General features: G+C 38.6%; 16 protein-coding genes and 1 other annotated feature. Of the genes, 13 read left to right on the top strand and 3 right to left on the bottom strand.

What is annotated here, in order from left to right:
* The first annotated feature begins 91 nt into the window (after window positions 1–91).
* A complete protein-coding gene (locus HNR32_RS08690; RefSeq protein ID WP_196611245.1) occupies window positions 92–2,566 on the top strand; it encodes an FAD-dependent oxidoreductase in 2,475 nt (824 codons plus the stop codon).
* A gap of 142 nt (window positions 2,567–2,708) precedes the next feature.
* Here HNR32_RS08690 and HNR32_RS08695 read toward each other — a convergent pair whose 3' ends face one another.
* Both HNR32_RS08695 and HNR32_RS08700 read right to left on the bottom strand, forming a co-directional pair.
* Complete coding sequence (locus tag HNR32_RS08695; protein WP_183861725.1) at window positions 2,709–3,380, bottom strand: Crp/Fnr family transcriptional regulator; 672 nt, start codon at window positions 3,378–3,380, stop codon at window positions 2,709–2,711.
* Between the two features lie 249 nt (window positions 3,381–3,629).
* Window positions 3,630–5,339 (bottom strand): phosphoethanolamine transferase family protein, encoded by a 1,710-nt coding sequence (locus tag HNR32_RS08700; protein ID WP_183861726.1) that lies wholly within the window; start codon window positions 5,337–5,339, stop codon window positions 3,630–3,632.
* 163 nt (window positions 5,340–5,502) lie between these two features.
* Window positions 5,503–5,718, top strand: a binding site (T-box leader).
* A 36-nt stretch (window positions 5,719–5,754) separates the two neighbouring features.
* Between HNR32_RS08700 and HNR32_RS08705 the strand changes: the two genes are divergently transcribed.
* From HNR32_RS08705 to HNR32_RS08760, 12 genes are all read left to right on the top strand, one after another.
* Complete coding sequence (locus tag HNR32_RS08705) at window positions 5,755–8,412, top strand: valine--tRNA ligase (protein WP_183861728.1); 2,658 nt, start codon at window positions 5,755–5,757, stop codon at window positions 8,410–8,412.
* Window positions 8,413–8,419: 7 nt separating this feature from the next.
* Entirely contained in the window at window positions 8,420–9,724 is a 1,305-nt protein-coding gene (locus tag HNR32_RS08710; RefSeq protein WP_183861730.1) for a bifunctional folylpolyglutamate synthase/dihydrofolate synthase, read from the top strand.
* A 71-nt stretch (window positions 9,725–9,795) separates the two neighbouring features.
* Entirely contained in the window at window positions 9,796–11,103 is a 1,308-nt protein-coding gene (locus HNR32_RS08715; RefSeq protein ID WP_183861732.1) for an O-antigen ligase family protein, read from the top strand.
* Window positions 11,104–11,180: 77 nt separating this feature from the next.
* Entirely contained in the window at window positions 11,181–11,804 is a 624-nt protein-coding gene (locus tag HNR32_RS08720) for a redox-sensing transcriptional repressor Rex (protein ID WP_183861734.1), read from the top strand.
* A gap of 280 nt (window positions 11,805–12,084) precedes the next feature.
* Window positions 12,085–13,587, top strand: a complete 1,503-nt coding sequence (gene scpC / locus HNR32_RS08725) for a succinyl-CoA:acetate CoA-transferase ScpC (protein ID WP_183861736.1) — start codon at window positions 12,085–12,087, stop codon at window positions 13,585–13,587.
* Window positions 13,588–13,678: 91 nt separating this feature from the next.
* Window positions 13,679–15,331 (top strand): acyl-CoA mutase large subunit family protein, encoded by a 1,653-nt coding sequence (locus tag HNR32_RS08730; RefSeq protein ID WP_183861738.1) that lies wholly within the window; start codon window positions 13,679–13,681, stop codon window positions 15,329–15,331.
* Window positions 15,332–15,357: 26 nt separating this feature from the next.
* Window positions 15,358–15,750, top strand: a complete 393-nt coding sequence (locus HNR32_RS08735) for a cobalamin B12-binding domain-containing protein (RefSeq protein WP_183861758.1) — start codon at window positions 15,358–15,360, stop codon at window positions 15,748–15,750.
* Between the two features lie 94 nt (window positions 15,751–15,844).
* Complete coding sequence (meaB, locus tag HNR32_RS08740; RefSeq protein WP_183861740.1) at window positions 15,845–16,786, top strand: methylmalonyl Co-A mutase-associated GTPase MeaB; 942 nt, start codon at window positions 15,845–15,847, stop codon at window positions 16,784–16,786.
* Window positions 16,787–16,814: 28 nt separating this feature from the next.
* Complete coding sequence (gene mce, locus HNR32_RS08745; protein ID WP_183861742.1) at window positions 16,815–17,228, top strand: methylmalonyl-CoA epimerase; 414 nt, start codon at window positions 16,815–16,817, stop codon at window positions 17,226–17,228.
* Window positions 17,229–17,315: 87 nt separating this feature from the next.
* Complete coding sequence (gene mmdA, locus HNR32_RS08750) at window positions 17,316–18,845, top strand: methylmalonyl-CoA decarboxylase subunit alpha (RefSeq protein WP_183861744.1); 1,530 nt, start codon at window positions 17,316–17,318, stop codon at window positions 18,843–18,845.
* An 18-nt stretch (window positions 18,846–18,863) separates the two neighbouring features.
* A complete protein-coding gene (locus tag HNR32_RS08755) occupies window positions 18,864–19,010 on the top strand; it encodes a hypothetical protein (RefSeq protein WP_183861746.1) in 147 nt (48 codons plus the stop codon).
* Window positions 19,011–19,093: 83 nt separating this feature from the next.
* The gene (locus HNR32_RS08760) at window positions 19,094–19,480 is read left to right on the top strand and encodes a biotin/lipoyl-containing protein (protein ID WP_183861748.1); all 387 of its coding nucleotides are present in this window, start codon (window positions 19,094–19,096) and stop codon (window positions 19,478–19,480) included.
* Between the two features lie 185 nt (window positions 19,481–19,665).
* Here the strand turns inward: HNR32_RS08760 and HNR32_RS08765 are convergent.
* Window positions 19,666–19,974 (bottom strand): IS30 family transposase (locus HNR32_RS08765; RefSeq protein WP_183861750.1); only part of this gene is annotated, 309 nt, incomplete at its 5' end.

Below are 19,974 nucleotides of genomic sequence, written 5' to 3' on the forward strand. Positions count from 1 at the left end.
TAGGTGGACTTTTTGTAACTTACTCACAGATAAATAATAAAATATTATATATAATAAGTTTCAGTTAGAAAATATCAGAGGAGGAATTTTTATGAAGACGGTTATTATTGGTGGGGTTGCCGGCGGTGCTACTACTGCAGCCAGATTAAGACGACGCGATGAGTCCATGCAGATAGTGGTTTTGGAAAAAGGGCAATATATATCCTATGCCAATTGCGGACTTCCTTATTATATAGGTGATGTAATACAAGATCGGGAAAAACTATTGGTGCAGACGCCAGAAAAAATGCGCGATAAATTTAATATTGACATTCGTGTAGAAAATGAAGTTATGCGCATTGAACCTGAAAAGAAAGTGGTAATGGTAAAAAATCTGCAGACAGGTGAAGAATACCAGGAAAGTTATGATAAGTTGGTTATAGCTACTGGTTCGTCACCACTCAGACCACCGATTCCCGGTATAGAAAGTAAGCATATTAAGACTTTGTGGACCATTCCTGACACCGACATCATTAAGCAGATTGTGACCGATAAAAAACCGCAGGAAGCGGTAGTTATCGGCGGAGGCTTTATCGGGTTGGAAATGGCAGAAAATCTGCATGAAGCAGGTATTAAGGTTACATTGATTGAAGCACTTGATCAGGTAATGGCACCTGTTGATAAAGAACTGGCGCAGCTTTTGCATGAAAATATCGTACAAAATGATGTTGAGCTGATATTATCCGATGGTGTAAAGTCTTTTGAAGAACAGGCTGATAAAACAGTGATAAAGCTAAATAGTGGCAGGGAAGTAGCAGCTGAGCTGATTGTTTTATCAATTGGCGTTCGTCCCAACAGTGCTTTGGCTAAAGAGGCTGGATTGGCACTCAACCAACGCGGCGGTATAATTGTTGATGAATATATGCAGACCGATAAAAAAGATATATATGCTGTTGGTGATGTCATTGAGGTAAATGAACCTATTTTAAAGGGACGCACCATGATTCCATTAGCAGGACCAGCTAATAAGCAGGCACGAATATGTGCCGATAATATCGTCGGTGATGCTAAGCGTTATGAAGGAACATATGGTACAGCTATTGCTCAGGTATTTGATATGAATGCTGCCAGTGTCGGTATGAATGAAAAAACACTGCAGCGTATGGGGAAACAAAAAAATCAGGATTATTATGTGGCGCTTATCAGTCAAAAATCACATGCCGGATATTATCCTGATGCCGAAAATATGATTTTAAAAATGTTATTTACTGCGGCAGGAAAAATACTTGGGGCGCAGATTGTCGGACAGGCAGGTGTCGATAAAAGAATTGATACTATTGCCTCAGTAATGCAGCTTAATGGTGATATATACGGTTTGCAGCAGCTGGAACTTGCCTATGCACCGCCGTTTTCATCGGCGAAAGATCCGGTTAATATGCTGGGTTTTGTTGCTGGAAATATTTTAAATGGCTTGGTTAAATTTGTCAGCACAAGTGAATTTGATGAGTTGAAAACGGATGAAAATACCGTTGTTTTAGATATAACCGAAGACATCGAATACATGGTTTATCATATCGAAGGAGCTGTCCATATTCCTTGGGGGCAGTTGCGGCAGCAGCTTAACGAGCTTGATAAAAATAAGAAAATAGTAGTTTATTGTGCTATCGGCGTTCGCTCATATAATGCGGCCAGAACCTTGATGCAGGAAGGATTTAGCGATGTCTATGTGCTTGAAGGAGGTACGGGTTTTTACAAATCACAGCATTTTGTTAAGCCCAATATTGCAGCTGCGGTGAAGAGTGTAAGTAAAACAGCAGAAGAAGAAAAAAAAGACGAAATACCGCAAATAGATATAAAATCACTTGATTGTACAGGATTGCAGTGCCCAGGTCCAATAATGCGGGTAAATCAGACTGTTAATAAAATGAATGCTGGCGAAATAGTCAAAGTGGCTGCTACTGATATGGGTTTTATTCGCGATATTTCATCATGGTGTGAAAAAACAGGTAATACACTGGTTAAAAGCGAACGCGATGGAAAAAAATATCTGGCCTATATTCGTAAGGGACAGTCAGATACAGTGGTGAAGGCTCAGCCAGCAGCAGTTAATGCAGCACCTAAAGGCAAGACTATGGTCGTATTTAGTAACGATCTTGATAAGGCGTTTGCATCATTTATAATTGCTAACGGTGCAGCTGCTATGGGACGGCCAGTCACGATGTTCTTTACTTTTTGGGGTCTTAATATACTGCGCAGGAATAATCCACCGGCAGTAAAAAAATCGTTTATCGAAAAAATGTTTGGCTCGATGATGCCGCAGGGTGTTGATAAACTTACTATCTCCAAGATGAACATGGGTGGCATGGGGACAAAGATGATGAAAAAAATAATGAAGGATAAAAATGTTGCTTCATTAGATGAACTCATCGCCCAGGCTCAAGCTAATGGCGTAAAAATGATCGCCTGCACAATGTCAATGGATGTAATGGGGATTAAAAAAGAAGAATTAATTGATGGTGTGGAATTCGGTGGTGTAGCTGCTTATTTGGGCGAAGCGGAAGATTCCAATGTAAATTTATTTATTTAAACATAAAATACGAGGTTGTTGTATCGGAAAAGGTACAACAGCCTCGTATTTTATGTTTAAAAAGCCGTCCCTTCAGGGAAGGTGGCTTGACGAAGTCAAGTCAACCCATCAGGCACCTAAAATTCAACTAGCACAATGCGAGTTATATTAATTTATTTAAGCCGGACTTGTCAATGATTTTTATTTGGCCGCGTGATAAATGTACTAATCCTTCAGTAGAGAAATATTTGAGCATGCGGGAAACGACTTCACGGGCACTGCCCATTAGCTTGGCTATTTGTTCGTGGGTCATATGGAGTGTATCAGAGGTGGTGTTTTTGCTTTCACTTAGTAAAAATAAGGCCAGCCTTTTATCAAAACTCATAAATAATATTTGCTGCAATGTCCACATGGCATCGGCAAAACGTTCGGTAGCTTCTTTATAGGCAAATGCTTCAAGATAGATGTTTTCTTTCATTACTTGGGCAAAAGCAGCTGGTGCGATGATTAGTATATCTGAGTCGGTAATTGAATCAATATAAATATCAAAGGTAATGCTCTGTAAGACGCAGGTGGCCGCCAGTAGGCATAAATCATTTTTATTCAACCGATACAAGGTGACTTCCCGTCCATCAACTGAATTAATATAGATGCGCAATGAGCCGGATTTTACAAATAATATTCCCATGCATTCAGAACCACTGGCATGGATAAAATCATTGGAAGAATAGTGAACAATCCGAGAACTATCAATAAGCGTCTGTTGCTGTCCAGATGATAATTTATCCCAGCAGTCAATATGGCTTTTTAAAAGCAAACGTATTTCTTCTTGCATAGTATATTCCTTTTTGTATTGTGTTAGTTAATAAAATAGTATGGTCTTAAAGCCGTCCCTGCACGGTGTGTACTGTATCTCTAAAAATGCTAAAGCATTAAGAGCTAACAGCATAGGGAAGGTGACTTGACGAAGTCGAGTTGGAAGGGTTAACCCCTCAGGCAGCTTTGCTGCCAGCTCCCCTCAAGGGGAGCCTTTCAGGTATCTAAAATTTAAATAGTACAAATAGAATTCCTTTATATATTTAAATTATTGAGCCGGAGCAAAACGTATCTGCGTATCGTAGTTCTTGCCCTGCACCATACGGGGACGAGTTGCATTAAATAACGGGTTTATAATACTTTTAGCCGGTTTATATTCTGTGGTTTTAATGTCAGCGATATCAAGGACCGTGTGAATCATATCATCGGTCATATAGGGGCGTTGTACAGCATTTTTAATAGCAAGCCATTTAGCAGGATAAGCCTGTTTGAATTTATCTGAAGCCCACATAATCATGGGAACTTCCAGCATGTAGTGATTGGGATTTTCTTCGACATGACCGGCAAAGTTACTGTTGTCATCGTAGACTGTCTCACCATGGTCAGGCAGATAAATTATAATAGCATTTTGCTGCTTAAATTTATCAATTATACCGCTTACTATATAATCATTATAATATAAAGCATTAGTATATTGCGCTAAAACAACTTTTTTTTCATCGGAGACATTACGCGGGATATCGTTTTTACTGAATTTGGAGAAAATATAAGGAAATCTTTTATAATAAAGGCTGTGTCCGCCCATTAGATGTATTACATAAAAATTCTTGACGGCATGATTGGCAATAGCCTTATCAACAATGGGGAATAAAGCACCATCAAGAGTATTGGAAGCTTCGTGGGAATCACGTACGCTGGTGAATTGATGTACCGTGCTGCGGTTAGCATAAAGCAGGGCAACATTGCCCCATATACCGGAGCTTTCCTGATTGGATAGCCAGTAGGTTTTATAGCCGGCTTGCTGCATGATATCAATAAGATTATTGTATTGATACCAGGGCTTTTGTGACTCAGCATCACAAAAGGTGAATAAATCACGCAGTACAGCGACGGTAGTAGAATGTGGACTAATACAATCCTTAAAAACAGCCAGCTGTTGATTTTTGTTTAAATTATCAAGATTGGGTGTATTGGGCAAAGGGTAGCCATATAAATGCATATGGTTGCGGTTGGTGGCTTCGCCCAATATAAAGACAATATTGGGGATAGTGCTGTTATTAGCAGTGATGTCTTTGCTGGCAGCCATTTTGTTGTTGAGTTCACCATAGCTTTTCATGTTAGCAACAGCCGTTTGGGCTGAGGCATATACCCTGACAATGGGAATATCAAGATCATTGCTTTTGATAAAAGGTTTATAATTATTTACTAAGCAGACACCAGATAAAATTCCCAGGACAATAATACAGCCCATTATATAGCCGAGACGCGGCTGGTATATTTTTAGATGAGTTTTTGCCAGAAAATTTTTTTGTAAAATAAAAGTGAACAGAGCAAAAATAAATGTATAAATAAGCCAATGCCAGCCGATATACATTTGAAAAAATTCGCTGGCCTCTTCACTATTCGTTTCAAGCAGCGCAGTTATTATGCCGGCACCGACTGGGGCATTGTAATTGTAAAATGAAAAAAATTCGGCCAGACATAATAGCGCACAAATATAAAAAATACTATTGCTTAAGATTTTGCGAATTATTCCTGAGGGAATAGCGGTTAATATAATACTTATTATTAGTGTTACTGCCAGCAGAAATAAGCCATCTAACAGCATGAGCTTATATTCTTGTATTTGCCAAAGGGAACGGGCAATAGAAAAATAATTAAATAAAAACAAGCCGATTATAAAACCCATATTATTTTTTAATACATTGTGCCATGCAGGCTGCTGCAATATTGCTGCAAATTTTTTTATTATATTCATCGTTTTACCTCGTATTAATGAAGAAAGCATTGTTAAATTTTCGTTAATATTATAACACTTTTTGCAAAAAGAAAAATAATATATTATACAGTAATAAAATGAATATAGGGCTGGAAGTTGTTTTTTCATGTGGTTTATGATAATATAATGGCATTGAAATATATTATCGGCAATGAACAAGAGTGTATAAATGGAGAGCTTACAGAGAAAAAGTTATTAGCTGAGAGACTTTTGCCTGGAAATTTATATTGTAGCTTGGGAGCTTTTGTGATGAATGAATAGTAGTTACAAACGCGGATGCGGCGTTAAGCTGATAAGCTTTGCCTTTGGGCAGAGAAATTTAGGTGGTACCACGGAAGTTTACTCTTTCGTCCTTATTAGGACGGAGGAGTTTTTTATATTTAGGAGGTAAATAATGCAGGAAACAAATATTCCAAAGGTCTATGACCCACAGAGCTTTGAAAAAAAATGGTATAAATTTTGGGAAGATAATAAGCTTTTTCATGCTGAAGTAGAAAAGGATAAGAAACCTTATAGTATAGTAATACCGCCGCCAAATGTAACAGGACAATTACATATGGGGCATGCTATGGATAATACACTTCAGGATATATTGATTCGTTTTCGCCGTATGCAGGGATATAACACTTTGTGGATGCCGGGCTGTGACCATGCAGGGATTGCAACACAGGCTAAAGTCGATGCAGCGCTTAGAGAAGAAGGTACATCACGTCATGAAATTGGTCGTGAAAAATTTGTAGAACGCGCTTGGCAGTGGAAAGAAAAATATGGCAGCCGTATTATGTATCAACTGCGTTCTTTAGGATCGTCATGTGATTGGGACAGAGAACGTTTTACCATGGATGAAGGCTGTTCCAAGGCAGTACGTGAAGTCTTTGTTAAATTATATGAAGAGGGACTTATTTATCAAGGAACAAGAATAACTAACTGGTGCCCGCATTGTAATACGGCACTTAGCGATATTGAAGTAGAACATGAAAATGAAATAGGACATTTATACCATATTCGTTATCAGGTTGAAGGTACTGATAAATTTGTAGAAATAGCTACCACTAGACCGGAAACAATGTTTGGTGATACTGGCGTGGCAGTGCATCCTGAAGACGGACGATATAAAAATTTAATTGGCAAAACATTAATATTGCCATTAGTAAACCGTAAAATTCCATTATTTGCTGATGATTACGTTGATCCGGAATTTGGTACAGGTGCTGTTAAAGTTACTCCGGCACATGACCCTAATGACTTTGAAATGGGACAGCGTCATAAATTAGAACAGATTCTCGTTATAAACAGCGATGGTACTATGTCAGAAAACACCGGGAAATATGCCGGTATGGATCGTTATGACTGTCGTAAACAATTGATAGCAGATTTAAAAGAACAGGGATTTTTACTGAGCATTGAAGAACATGAACATGCTGTTGGTCATTGTTCACGCTGTGATACCACTGTTGAACCGATGATTTCCAAGCAATGGTTCGTAAAAATGGAATCTTTGGCAAAACCAGCGATTGAAGCTGTAAAAAGTGGTAAAATAGAATTTGTACCAGAAAGATTTACTAAAATTTATTGCAATTGGCTGGAAAATATTCGCGACTGGTGCATTTCCCGTCAATTATGGTGGGGTCATCAGATACCGGCATGGTATTGTGAGGAATGTGGTGAAACGGTAGTTTCTCGTGAGGATGATGTAGCTATTTGCCCGAAATGTGGCAGCCATAAATTAAGACGTGATGAAGATGTTCTTGATACCTGGTTTAGTTCTGGACTGTGGCCATTTGAAACAATGGGCTGGCCGGAAGAAACTGAAGAATTAAAACAGTTCTATCCAACAAGCGTACTTGTTACCGGCTATGATATTATATTTTTCTGGGTAGCCCGCATGGTAATGATGGGACTGAAATTTGGTAAGGATATTCCGTTTAAACATGTATTTATCCATGGCTTGGTACGTGATTCCCAAGGCCGCAAGATGAGTAAATCTTTGGGTAATGGTATTGATCCGGTAGAAGTAATTGAAAAATACGGTGCCGATACTTTGCGGTTCATGCTTATCACTGGTAATACACCGGGGAATGATATGCGTTTTTATTGGGAAAGAGTGGAAAGTGCCAGAAATTTTGCCAATAAATTATGGAATGCATCACGTTTTATGCTTATGAACCTAGAAGGCTTTGATAAAGATTTTATACCAGATAATAGTGAATATACTTTGGCGGACAAATGGATATTTAGCCGTTATGCTCATACTGCCAAGTCAGTAACAAGACAGCTGGAAAACTTCGAGCTTGGTGAAGCGGCTCGCTCGTTATATGAATTTATTTGGAATGAATTCTGCGATTGGTATATTGAACTCAGTAAAGCACGTCTTTATGATGATGCCAACCAACAGCAAAGAAAAGTTGCCCAATATGTTTTAGGCTATGTCTTAGAACATACTTTGCGTTTATTGCATCCGTTTATGCCGTTTATTACCGAAGAAATCTGGCAGCATATACCACATGAAGGCAATAGTATTATGACCAGTGTATGGCCAGAAGATGAAAATGCTAAGATCGATGATACAGCTGAAAGTAATATGATTGCCATAATGGAAACAATAAAAGCAATTCGTAATATGCGGGCTGAAGTCAATGCAGCACCAAGTAAAAAAAGTGAAGTGATTTTGCATTTCACAGATAGATCTTTACAGTCTATGGTAAAAGATAATGAGGGATATTTGCAGACTTTGGCATCGGCTGAAACTGTAAATGTTTGGACAGATGACAGCAATAAACCGGAAAACGCTATGGCGGCGGTCGTTAAGGGGATTGAAATATATCTGCCATTAGCAGGTCTTATTGATGTAGAAAAAGAAACAGCACGTCTTACTAAAGAATTAACTAAATTGGAAAAAGAAATAGATCGTCTTGTTAAAAAACTTTCCAATGAAGGATTTTTGGCTAAGGCTCCGGCTGATGTTGTAGAAAAAGAGAAGGAGAAGCAGGTCGGTTATGCTAACAAAAAGGCAGCAGTAGAAGAACGTTTGGCATATTTAGCTGATTTGTGATAGTGGGATGAATTATCAAGAAGCTTTAGAGTACCTTAATGAACTTAATAAATTTGGTACGAAAATGGGATTGGAGCGCATTAAGCGCTTGGTCGAACTCTTAGATGAACCGCATTTAAAATATAAAACAGTTCATATTACAGGCACTAATGGCAAAGGGTCAACCTGCGCTATGGTAAGCGAAATTCTTCGGCAATCAGGCATAAAAACAGGACTTTATACATCACCGCATCTGTATTCTTATACAGAACGCATACAGATTAATGGCGTAGCAGTTTCGGAAGAGGTATTTGCTAATTGTATAAGTGTGGTAAAGCCTTTTGTTGAGCAAATGATTGAAGAAGGAATGGAATCACCTACGCAGTTTGAAGTGTTAACAGCAGCAGCGTTTTTATGTTTTGCTTTAAATGAGGTAGAGTATGCTGTAATTGAAGTTGGTTTGGGCGGACTGCTTGATTCTACTAATGTTGTAGAACCGGAAGTGTCAGTTATAACCAATGTAGCTTTTGAACATGCCCAATTTTGTGGCGGAACCCTGGAGGGGATTGCCCATCACAAGGCAGGAATAATAAAAGACAATGTGCCGGTTGTTACTGATGCTAAAGGGATGACATTGGAAATTCTGCATGAGGAAGCAACCAAGAAAAACACAGATTTATTTATTGAAGATATTGATTTTGCGGCGGGGTTTTTACGTGATGAAGAAAACAAGCAGGTAATCTCCTTTGCCTCGCAGATAATCGGTGTGGCTACAGAATTTAAGCTTAATCTATTAGGAATACACCAAATTAGAAATTCGGCCTTGGCAATTATGACAGCCTATTTATTGTCGAATGATGAAGAGCGAATTACCTCAGAAGCAGTAAAAAAAGCACTTTCTGGTGTAAAATGGCCGGGACGTTTTGAATATTTTTGTGTTTCCGATAAACAGATGATTATTGATGGAGCACATAATCCGGCAGGTATGTCAATGCTGCGGCAAAATCTTGATCGATATTTTCCTGGCGAGCAAAGAGTGTTTTTGCTGGGAATATTGGGCGATAAGGACATTGATGTCATGATTAAGACATTGTTGCGCCCAGACGATGTGGTTGTAGCTACAGTGCCAGATTCAGCGCGCAGCTCAGATCCTAGTGACTGGGTCTCTAAGCTGAATGTGAAATATGTACAGATAGAAAAAGACCGGCAGCAGGCGCTGACAAAGGCTATGGGGTTAACACAACGTGACGCTGTGCTGTGTATGACAGGGTCTCTATATCTTATTGGTGAACTGCGCCATGAAATTTGTGAATTAATTAAAACTAAAAAATAAATATTAAGGCAAAATGATACTTAGAAAATTCATTTTGCCTTAATAAAAGTTAAGAATTATTTAGGTGATATATGAATATTTTCAGAAAAAAAATATATGCGCAGGATTGCAAAAAGATGATGTTTTATTCATTGCTGCTAACGGTGTTTTTTTTGCCATTTAGTGATGCAATAGCAACATATACATTATTTTTGGGATGGTTCTTTTTTATTATAAAAATATTTTTTTCTGGCTGGCAGTGGCGAAAAACTATGCTGGATTTTCCGATAGTTGTTTTTGCTGTTATGGGGATACTCTCAGTAATCAATGCTCCGGAAAAAATGTTCAGCATATATAATTGGACGCATTTGGTAGGCAGATATATACTTATATATTATCTGACAATACAGACAATAACGGAAAAAAAACAGATTAAGGAAATCCTGTTGACGGCAGCAGTGGCAGCAGCAGGGGTGATAGCTTATGGATTTATTCAATACATAGTGGGAATTAATACGGCAGTTATGGGCTGGACAGATAGACGGGCCTTTCCGGAAATGACGATGCGTATATATTCTACATTGCAAAATCCTAACTTGTTGGCTGGTTATCTTGATATGTTTTTAGCAATGGTTTTTGCAATACTTGTTACGATCCAAGAGAAAAAAATAAGAATTTTCTTAGGGGCATTTTTTATATTAGGATTGATATGCTTAGGCTTAACATATGCTCGCGGTGCATTTTTCAGCATTGCTATCGTTATTGCTGGTTATGGGATTTGCTATAATAGAAAAATATTATTGCCATTCATTGTATTATTGGCAGTGGGTTTATATGCTGATACGACATTGTTGGATAGGCTTACATCGGTCTTTGGCACCTTGGATTCATCAGCGGAACTGCGCCTTGGTTTATGGGAAAGCACTATTGCCATGATTTTAGATCATCCGTTATTAGGCATTGGCTGGGGTATGTATTATTTTGTTTACCCCACATATGATTTTTATATGCAGGGACATTTTATAAAAATTGTACATGCTCATAATATGTATTTAAATATTACGGCAGAGATTGGGATTATTGGTTTTTTAGCTTTTGTTGTTTGCATGTTTATGCCGATATATCAGGGGATGCGCAAATATAAACGATTGACATCCAAATTTTTACGTGGGACATTGTTAGGCTGTAGTTTGGCATTTATTGCTTTAGCAATTAATGGTTTGACTGATTATGTATTATTCAATACTAATTTATCAATGATTTTTTGGTTTTTATTGGCAGTAGCAGTTGTTGTGTTGGAAGGTAATTCAATGCAGCAAGTGGAACAAGAGCTTGCTAAGCGTCATGTTGGATTGACGTCATTACCAGATTTTCCGTATGAACAGTTTAGAAATAAATAAAAAGCATAATTACTTCTAATAAATGTATTTTTTTTTATTTAATTTAAAAGTAATTTTGGATATGGAAGGATATATAAATGAAAGATATTTCTAAAGCAACTATTGATAGATTACCTTTATATTTACGCACTTTACGTATGGCTCAAGATGAGGGACTTGATGTGATTTCCTCTGAAGAATTGGGCCGTCGTTTAGAAATAACACCAGAACAAATACGCAAAGATTTGGCTTCCTTTGGTCAATTTGGCAAAAAAGGTGTCGGCTATTATGTAAATGAATTAAAAAAAAGTATCAGCAGTATATTGGGCCTTGATAATCATTGGAATATGGCTATTGTTGGTATAGGCCACTTAGGCTCAGCTTTAGCTAATCATCACAGCTTTATATCGTTAGGGTTTAATTTAGTGGCATTATTTGATCATGATCCGGCAATAGTCGGTAAGACAATAAATCATGTAAAAGTAGAAGATGTTGCTGATTTAGAAAAACGCGTAAAAGAACTAAATATACATATTGGGATTATTACGGTGCCGGGACAATTTGCCCAAGATGTTGCCGATAGATTGGTCAAAGCCAAAATAAGAGGAATTTGGAATTTTGCACCAATCAGAATGAAGGTTCCTGATACGATGCACATTGTAAATGAAGATTTATCTATAGGACTATCAGGACTGTCTTACCATATAAGCAGAAAATTCTAAAGATATAATCTTAAGATGATAAAAATACATTAAGGCAATGTATATAAGGAATGCGCGGGCTTTTTTTATTAAATTGCTTGACGGGTTTATTATCTGGTGGTATGCTAACACATGTGGAAATATGGTGTTTTGTTGTACAAGTAACTATAAATGATTCGAATACTTACTATAGGGTTTGATTATAGTTACTGTTTACAATAGCATCATAAGAGGGGCCTTGTGAAAAATTTCATTAAGGCATAATATATATTTTGTTGATTTATGGGGAGGAGAAGATTTAATGATTGACATTCGCGATCGCGTACGCAATAAGGAATTGCAATCTAAGATCGTTAGTGCCGAAGAAGCCGCTGCTTACATCAAGCCTAATATGAATGTGGCAACTAGCGGTTTTACTCCGTCAGGTTATGTGAAGGCTGTTCCAACAGCGCTTGCTAAACGCATGGAGAAGGAACCTTTTAAAATTAACTTATGGACAGGTGCATCGACTGGTATTGAAGAAGATGGTGCTTTAGCAAAGGTTAATGGCATTAATGTACGCATGCCATATCAGACTAACAAAGAACTCAGAAATCGTGTTAATAGCGGTGATGTAGAATATATTGACATGCATTTGAGTGAATCTGCACAGTTTGCTCGTTATGGATATATGGGTGGCGGTATTGATGTAGCGATCGTAGAAGCTTGTGCAATAACAGAAGAAGGCAACATCATACCGACAACTTCATTGGGAAATAGTGCTTCTTATGTACAACAGGCTGATGTTGTAATCGTAGAAGTTAATACGACCCAGCCATTGGAACTTGAAGGTATGCATGATATATATGTACCACTTGATCCACCACATCGTTTACCTATTCCGATAGTTAAACCAAATGACCGTATTGGTACTCCATACATACCATGCAGTCCTGATAAAATTAAATTCATTGTACCATGTGACATAAAAGACCATACACGTCCATTGGGTGAAATTGATGATTGTGCAAAGGCCATGTCCAGTCATATCATTGAATTACTTAACAATGAAATTAAAGAAGGACGCATGCCGGCAAATCTGTTGCCATTACAATCTGGTGTTGGGAATGTAGCTAATGCTGTTATCCACGGATTTGTGGAATCAGATTTGAAAGATTTGTCAGTTTACACTGAAGTAATTCAAGACGGTATGTTTGATTTAATTGATGCTGGTAAATTAAGCTTTGCTTCTGGAACAGCATTCTCACCTTCACCGGAAGGTTTGGATCGTTTTTATAAAAATATCAAAGAATATAGAAAACATCTGATGCTTCGTCCAGAGGAAATTTCCAACAGTCCTGAAGTGGCACGCCGCATTGGTGTTATTGCTATGAATACAGCTATTGAATGTGATATTTATGGCAATGTAAATTCTACTCATATAATGGGTACAAAAATGATGAATGGTATTGGCGGCTCTGGAGACTTTGCCCGCAATGCTTATTTGACCATTTTCTGTACAGGTTCCACTGCTAAAGGCGGTGCGATTTCTTCAATAGTTCCTTTCTGTTCACATATCGACCATACAGAACATGATGTTGATATCATTGTAACTGAACAGGGTTTAGCTGATTTGCGTGGTTTGTCTCCAAGACAACGTGCAAAAGTAATTATTGAAAAATGCGCTCATCCTGATTACAAACCAATGCTGCTTGATTATTATGAAAGAGCTGTAACTGCAACTAAAAATGCGCAGACTCCACATATTATAAGTGAAGCTTTGTCATGGCACGAAAAGTTTGTTGAAACAGGTTCCATGAAATAATAGCTGAAAAATAGAAAAACTAATTGTTGAAATTTAGTTTACCAATCAGAGTAATCTGATTAAATAAAAGATCCAGGAGGAATAAATAACTATGAGCACTGAAAAAGAAAAGATCCAAGCTGAATTAGATGCGTATAATGCCAGCGTCGAAAAAGCCGTTGCAAAATTTCCGGAACGTCCTAACCTTCCAGAACAACGTCTTTACACTCCCCTTGACATTAAAGATACAGACTATGCTGATGAAGTAAGCTTCCCAGGTGTATATCCTTATACCCGTGGCGTTCAGCCTACAATGTACCGTGGTCGTTTCTGGACTATGCGTATGTATGCAGGTTTCTCCACAGCAGAAGAATCCAATAAACGTTATCGTTACTTAATCGAATCCGGTGCATCAGGACTTTCCTGCGCATTCGATTTACCTACTCAAATCGGTTATGACTCTGATGATGCTATTTCCGAAGGTGAAGTTGGTAAAGTTGGGGTTGCTATTGACTCCTTAGCTGATATGGAAGTTCTTTTCGACAAAATTGACCTCGGTAAAGTTTCCACTTCTATGACTATCAATGCACCAGCATCCGTATTACTCGCAATGTACATTGCAGTAGCAGAAAAACAGGGTGTTGCAGCTGATCAGCTTAAAGGTACCATTCAAAATGATATCTTAAAAGAATATGCTGCTCGTGGAACATATATTTTCCCACCTCGTCCTTCCATGCGTCTTATCACCAATATTTTTGAATATTGCTCACAAAATGTACCAAAATGGAATACAATTTCTATTTCTGGTTACCATATCCGTGAAGCTGGTTCAACAGCTGCTCAGGAAATCGCATTTACCATCAGCGATGGTATTGCTTACGTTGAAGCTGCAATCAAAGCAGGTCTTGACGTTGATGCTTTTGCTGGCCGTCTTTCTTTCTTCTGGAATGCACATAACAACCTCTTAGAAGAAGTTGCTAAATTCCGTGCTTCCCGCCGTATTTGGGCAAAAGTTATGAAAGAACGTTTCAACTCTAAAAAAGAAAAATCCATGAAACTTCGTTTCCATACCCAGACAGCAGGCTCAATGCTTACAGCTCAACAGCCTAATAACAACATCGTTCGTGTTGCGCTTCAGACTGCAGCTGCAGTAATGGGTGGAACCCAGTCCCTTCATACCAATTCCCGTGATGAAGCTTTGGCACTTCCTACTGAAGAATCAGTTATGGTTGCTCTTCGTACCCAGCAAATCGTTGCTTATGAAAGTGGCTTAGCTGATGTTATTGATCCTTTAGCAGGTTCTTACTATGTTGAATCAATGACCAACAAAATTGAAGCAGAAGCTTGGGATTACATCAAGAAAATTGATGAAATCGGTGGTGCTGTTTCAGCTATCGAAAAAGGCTATATTCAAAAAGAAATTCAAGACAGTGCTTACAAATGGCAGATGGATGTTGAATCCGGTGCAAAAGTTATTGTCGGCGTAAATAAATTCCAGGTTGAAGAAAAACCTGTTGAAGGACTTTTACGTGTAGATGCTTCTGTTGGCGAAAAACAGAAAGCAAAACTGGCTGAAATGAAAGCTGGTCGTGACAATGATGCAGTTAAAGCTGCTCTTGCTGCTCTTGAAAATGCTTGTAAAGACGAAAATGAAAATCTTATGCCTCATATTCTCGGCGCAGTTAGAACCTATGCTACACTTGGTGAAATTTGCGGCGTAATGCGTAAAGTATTTGGTGAATACGAAGCACATACAAATTTATAATATAGAGATTCTCGGAGGGACTAATGATGGAAAAACGTATCAGAGTATTAGTTGCAAAACCTGGACTTGACGGTCATGACCGCGGAGCTAAAGTTGTAGCTCGCGCTCTTCGTGATGCTGGTTTTGAAGTTATATATACCGGCCTTCGCCAAACACCAGAACAAATCGCTGAAGCTGCACTTCAGGAAGATGTTAATGTAGTTGCTATGAGTATTTTATCAGGCGCTCATCCACATCTTTTCCCTAAAGTTGTAGAACTTGTTCGTGCTAATGGCATGAACGACACTCTTATCGTTGGCGGCGGTGTTATTCCTGAAGGCGATATCCCAGCTCTTAAAGAAGCTGGCATTGCTGAAGTATTCACACCTGGTACCCCAACTGGTAACATTGTTGAATTTATCAAAGCAAACGTAAAATAAAAAAACGTATTCTTGCCCTCTTATCTGTTGAGAGGGCAAGATGTTTATACGGTTGATTATTAATCGTATAAAGACATATTAAGGTGGTGTTAGCATGGATATAGTAAAAGATCTTTTAAATGGTTCTCGTTTGGCGTTATCACGTACCATTACTGCTATTGAAAATGAGTATGATGAAGCCGTTGACATAATGAAAGAGCTTTATCCACATACTGGGCACGCCTTTGTCCTTGGTATTACCGGACCTCCTGGTGCCGGCAAATCAACGATGACAGATAAACTTGCAAGAGCTTATCGTAATATGGGAAAAACCGTTGGTATTATTGCGGTTGACCCCACAAGTCCGTTTTCCGGTGGTGCTATTTTAGGTGACCGTATCAGAATGAACAGTCTTACACTTGATGAAGGCGTATTCATTCGCAGTATGGGCACACGTGGCAGCCTTGGTGGCTTGTCCCATAAAACAGCTGATGCCGTGAAAGCACTTGATGCTTTTGGTAAAGATGTTATTTTTGTTGAAACTGTTGGTGTTGGTCAATCGGAAGTCGATATTGTAAAAGCAGCAGATACGACAATGGTAGTACTTATACCAGGAATGGGTGATGATATTCAGGCTATCAAAGCCGGGATATTAGAAATAGGCGATGTTTTTGCCATTAATAAAGCTGATCATGATGGTGCTGATAAGCTTCAGATGGAGCTTAATATGATGCTTGATCTTGATGGTGAAATGAAAGAATGGCGTCCGCCTATTCAAAAAGTCATTGCTAGTCAGGGTGAAGGTATTAATGAACTTGTCGCACAATTAGACAAGCATTATTCTTATATAAAAGAAAATGGCGTACTCGAACAAAGACGTCATGAAAGAACAAGAACTGAATTGATGGAGCTGTTAAATGCATCCATTGGTAGATATATTACTAATAGTATAGTAAAAACGGGTCGCCTTGATAACTATCTCGAAGATATAAAATCGCGTGCCAATGACCCATATACAATAGTTCGCAGCTTGCTTGACGAACTGTTAGTAAAATAAATATAAAGATTTGCAGGAGGCTATATAAATGTTTAAAGTAGAATGTGTTGACCATATTGGTATTGCTGTGCCAAATTTAGAAGAAGCTAAACAGTTCTATACTGATGTATTAGGTTTAGAATGTACTGGTGAAGAAGAAGTTGCTGAACAAAAAGTAAAAACTGCTTTTATCCCTACAGGTGAAGCAGAAGTAGAACTTTTAGAATCTACCTCTCCAGATGGTCCTATTGCTAAATTCTTAGAAAAAAATGGCGGTCGTCAGGGTATTCAGCATATCGCTCTTCGTGTTGATGATATTGAAGCTGCTATTGCTGATCTTACAGCTAAAGGCGTTCGCATGATTGATGCAAAACCTCGTAAAGGTGCTGGCGGAACTTCTATCGCTTTCATGCATCCTAAAGCAAGCGGCGTATTGCTCGAACTTTGCCAACGCAATAAATAATTTTAGTATACAAAATATTACTGCCAATAGTATAATAGACATATTGCCGATAAAAAATAATATCAGGTAATTTAAGGAGGTATAACTTTGGCCACAGTTCAAGAAAGAATCGACCTCATGAATGAAAAAAGAGAACATATCATGCAGGGTGGCGGTGCAAAACGTGTTGAAAAACAGCACGCTAAAGGAAAATTAACAGCTCGTGAACGTATAGATTTATTATTCGATGAAGGCACATTCGTCGAATTAGATCAATTTGTAAAACATCGTTGTACAAATTTTGGTCAGGAAAAGAAAGATTTACCAGCTGAAGGTGTTGTAACTGGTTATGGTACCGTTGATGGTCGTTTAGTATACGCATTTGCTCAGGATTTCACTGTTGAAGGTGGTTCCCTTGGTGAAATGCATGCTAAAAAAATCTGGAAAGTACAAGATTTAGCAATGAAAATGGGCGCACCAATAATCGGTATCAATGATTCCGGTGGGGCTCGTATTCAGGAAGCTGTAGACGCATTAGGCGGTTACGGCGGTATTTTCCTTAGAAATACCATGGCATCAGGCGTTATTCCACAGATTTCCGTAATCATGGGACCATGTGCCGGCGGCGCAGTTTATTCTCCAGCATTAACAGATTTTATCTACATGGTAAAAAATACCAGCCAGATGTTTATAACAGGTCCTGCTGTTATAAAATCCGTTACAGCTGAAGAGGTTTCTGCTGAACAATTAGGCGGCGCAATGACTCATAACAGCACCTCCGGTGTTGCTCACTTTGCTGCTGAAAACGAACAGGATTGTATTGAACAGATTCGTTATTTGCTTAGCTTCCTGCCAAGCAATAATATGGATGATGCACCTGAAGTAAATACTGGTGATGATCCTTCCCGTATGGACGAATCCTTAAATACAGTTGTTCCTGATAATCCTAATATGCCATATGATATGAAAGATGTAATTCGTTCGCTCGTTGACAATGGTGAATTTTATGAATCCCAACCGTATTATGCACAAAATATCATTACCTGCTTTGCCCATTTTGATGGCCGCAGCGTAGGTATAATTGCCAACCAGCCTAATAATATGGCCGGCTGTCTTGATATCAATGCATCTGATAAATCATCAAGATTTATTCGTTTCTGCGATGCTTTCAATATTCCAATCGTAAACCTTGTTGACGTTCCGGGCTTCTTACCAGGAACAGACCAGGAATATGGCGGAATCATTCGTCATGGTGCAAAAATGCTTTATGCTTATAGTGAAGCATCTGTTCCTAAAATTACAGTAATTACACGTAAAGCATATGGCGGATCTTACTTGGCAATGTGTTCACGTGAATTAGGTGCAGACCAGGTAATCGCTTGGCCTACAGCTGAAATTGCTGTTATGGGACCTGCTGGTGCGGCAAATATTATTTTCCGCAGAGATCCTGACGTAAAAGAAAAAACACAGCAATATGTTGATGAATTTGCTACACCTTATAAAGCAGCAGAACGTGGTATTGTTGATATGGTTATTGAACCATGTGAAACCAGACCGCGTATTATTACAGCACTTAATATGCTCTCGAGCAAACGTGAAGATCGCCCAGCTAAGAAACATGGTAATGTACCATTATAATAAAGGGGTGACTAACTGATGTCTAATAACAATAATGCAGTCAGCGAAGAAATTGTTGCAGTAATAACTGCAGCTGTTGAAGCTATAATTGGCAAAAAAGTTGCAGCAATACGTATTAAACGTAATGATGCATGGACTATGGCAGCTCGTCGTAGCGCAGTTTAATCTTGACTAAAAGCTTGGCTGACGAATTTTCGTAAAATATATGACAAGCTAAAAAAAAGAATATATTTATGGGGGAATATCTCGTGAAAAAATTTAACATTACTGTAAATGGTAATTCTTATGAAGTTGAAATCGAAGAAGTAAAAGGCGGCGCAGCTCCAGTTGCAGCAGCTCCAGCTCCTGTAGCAGCACCTGCTCCTAAAGCAGCAGCTCCTGCACCTAAAGCAGCACCTGCTCCAGCAGCAGCTCCTGCCGGCGCTAGCACAATTGCAGCTCCTATGCCTGGTAAAATCGTAAAAGTTATTGCAACTGTAGGTCAGGCTGTAAATGCTGGCGATGTTGTACTTATTCTTGAAGCTATGAAAATGCAGAACGAAATCACTGCTCCTGCAGCAGGTACAGTTCAGGCTATCAATGTTGAAGCAGGACAGAGTGTTAAAGTTGGCGAATCAATGGTCGTTCTCGGCTGATTTTGATTTTAAATATTTTATCTATTAAAACGCAATTAACTTTATGATTTTATATAAAGTTTTATCTTGGAAAAAACTCCTATCATTATGATGGGAGTTTTTTTATTTTCTTTGTAAATTTATAATTAAATATCTTCGTAAATTGCAATAGCAAATTGAACAAAATTTCCAATCTATAATAACTTTCAACAAGCATATATCTTATCCAAGAATGTATCAAAGAGATCCTCTGGTGTATGGTAGCCCAGCACCCGTCTTGGACGGCTGTTGAGCTCGTCGGCGAAGGATAAGATTTCTTCGTCGGTGTACTTCTCAATGGATTCGCCTTTTGGAATGTAATCACGCAGCATGCCGTTGTGACGCTCGTTACGCGGCCGCTCCCAGGAACTGTATGGGTGCGCAAAGTAAACCCTTGTACCCCAGGATTCAGCGTTGGAGAAGGTCTCAAACTCCGGTCCGTTGTCTGCCGTTATCGTCTTGAACACTTGAGCAAA

Origin of the sequence: Pectinatus brassicae, from assembly GCF_014201835.1 — a bacterium.
In the GTDB taxonomy this organism is placed as follows: domain Bacteria; phylum Bacillota; class Negativicutes; order Selenomonadales; family Selenomonadaceae; genus Pectinatus; species Pectinatus brassicae.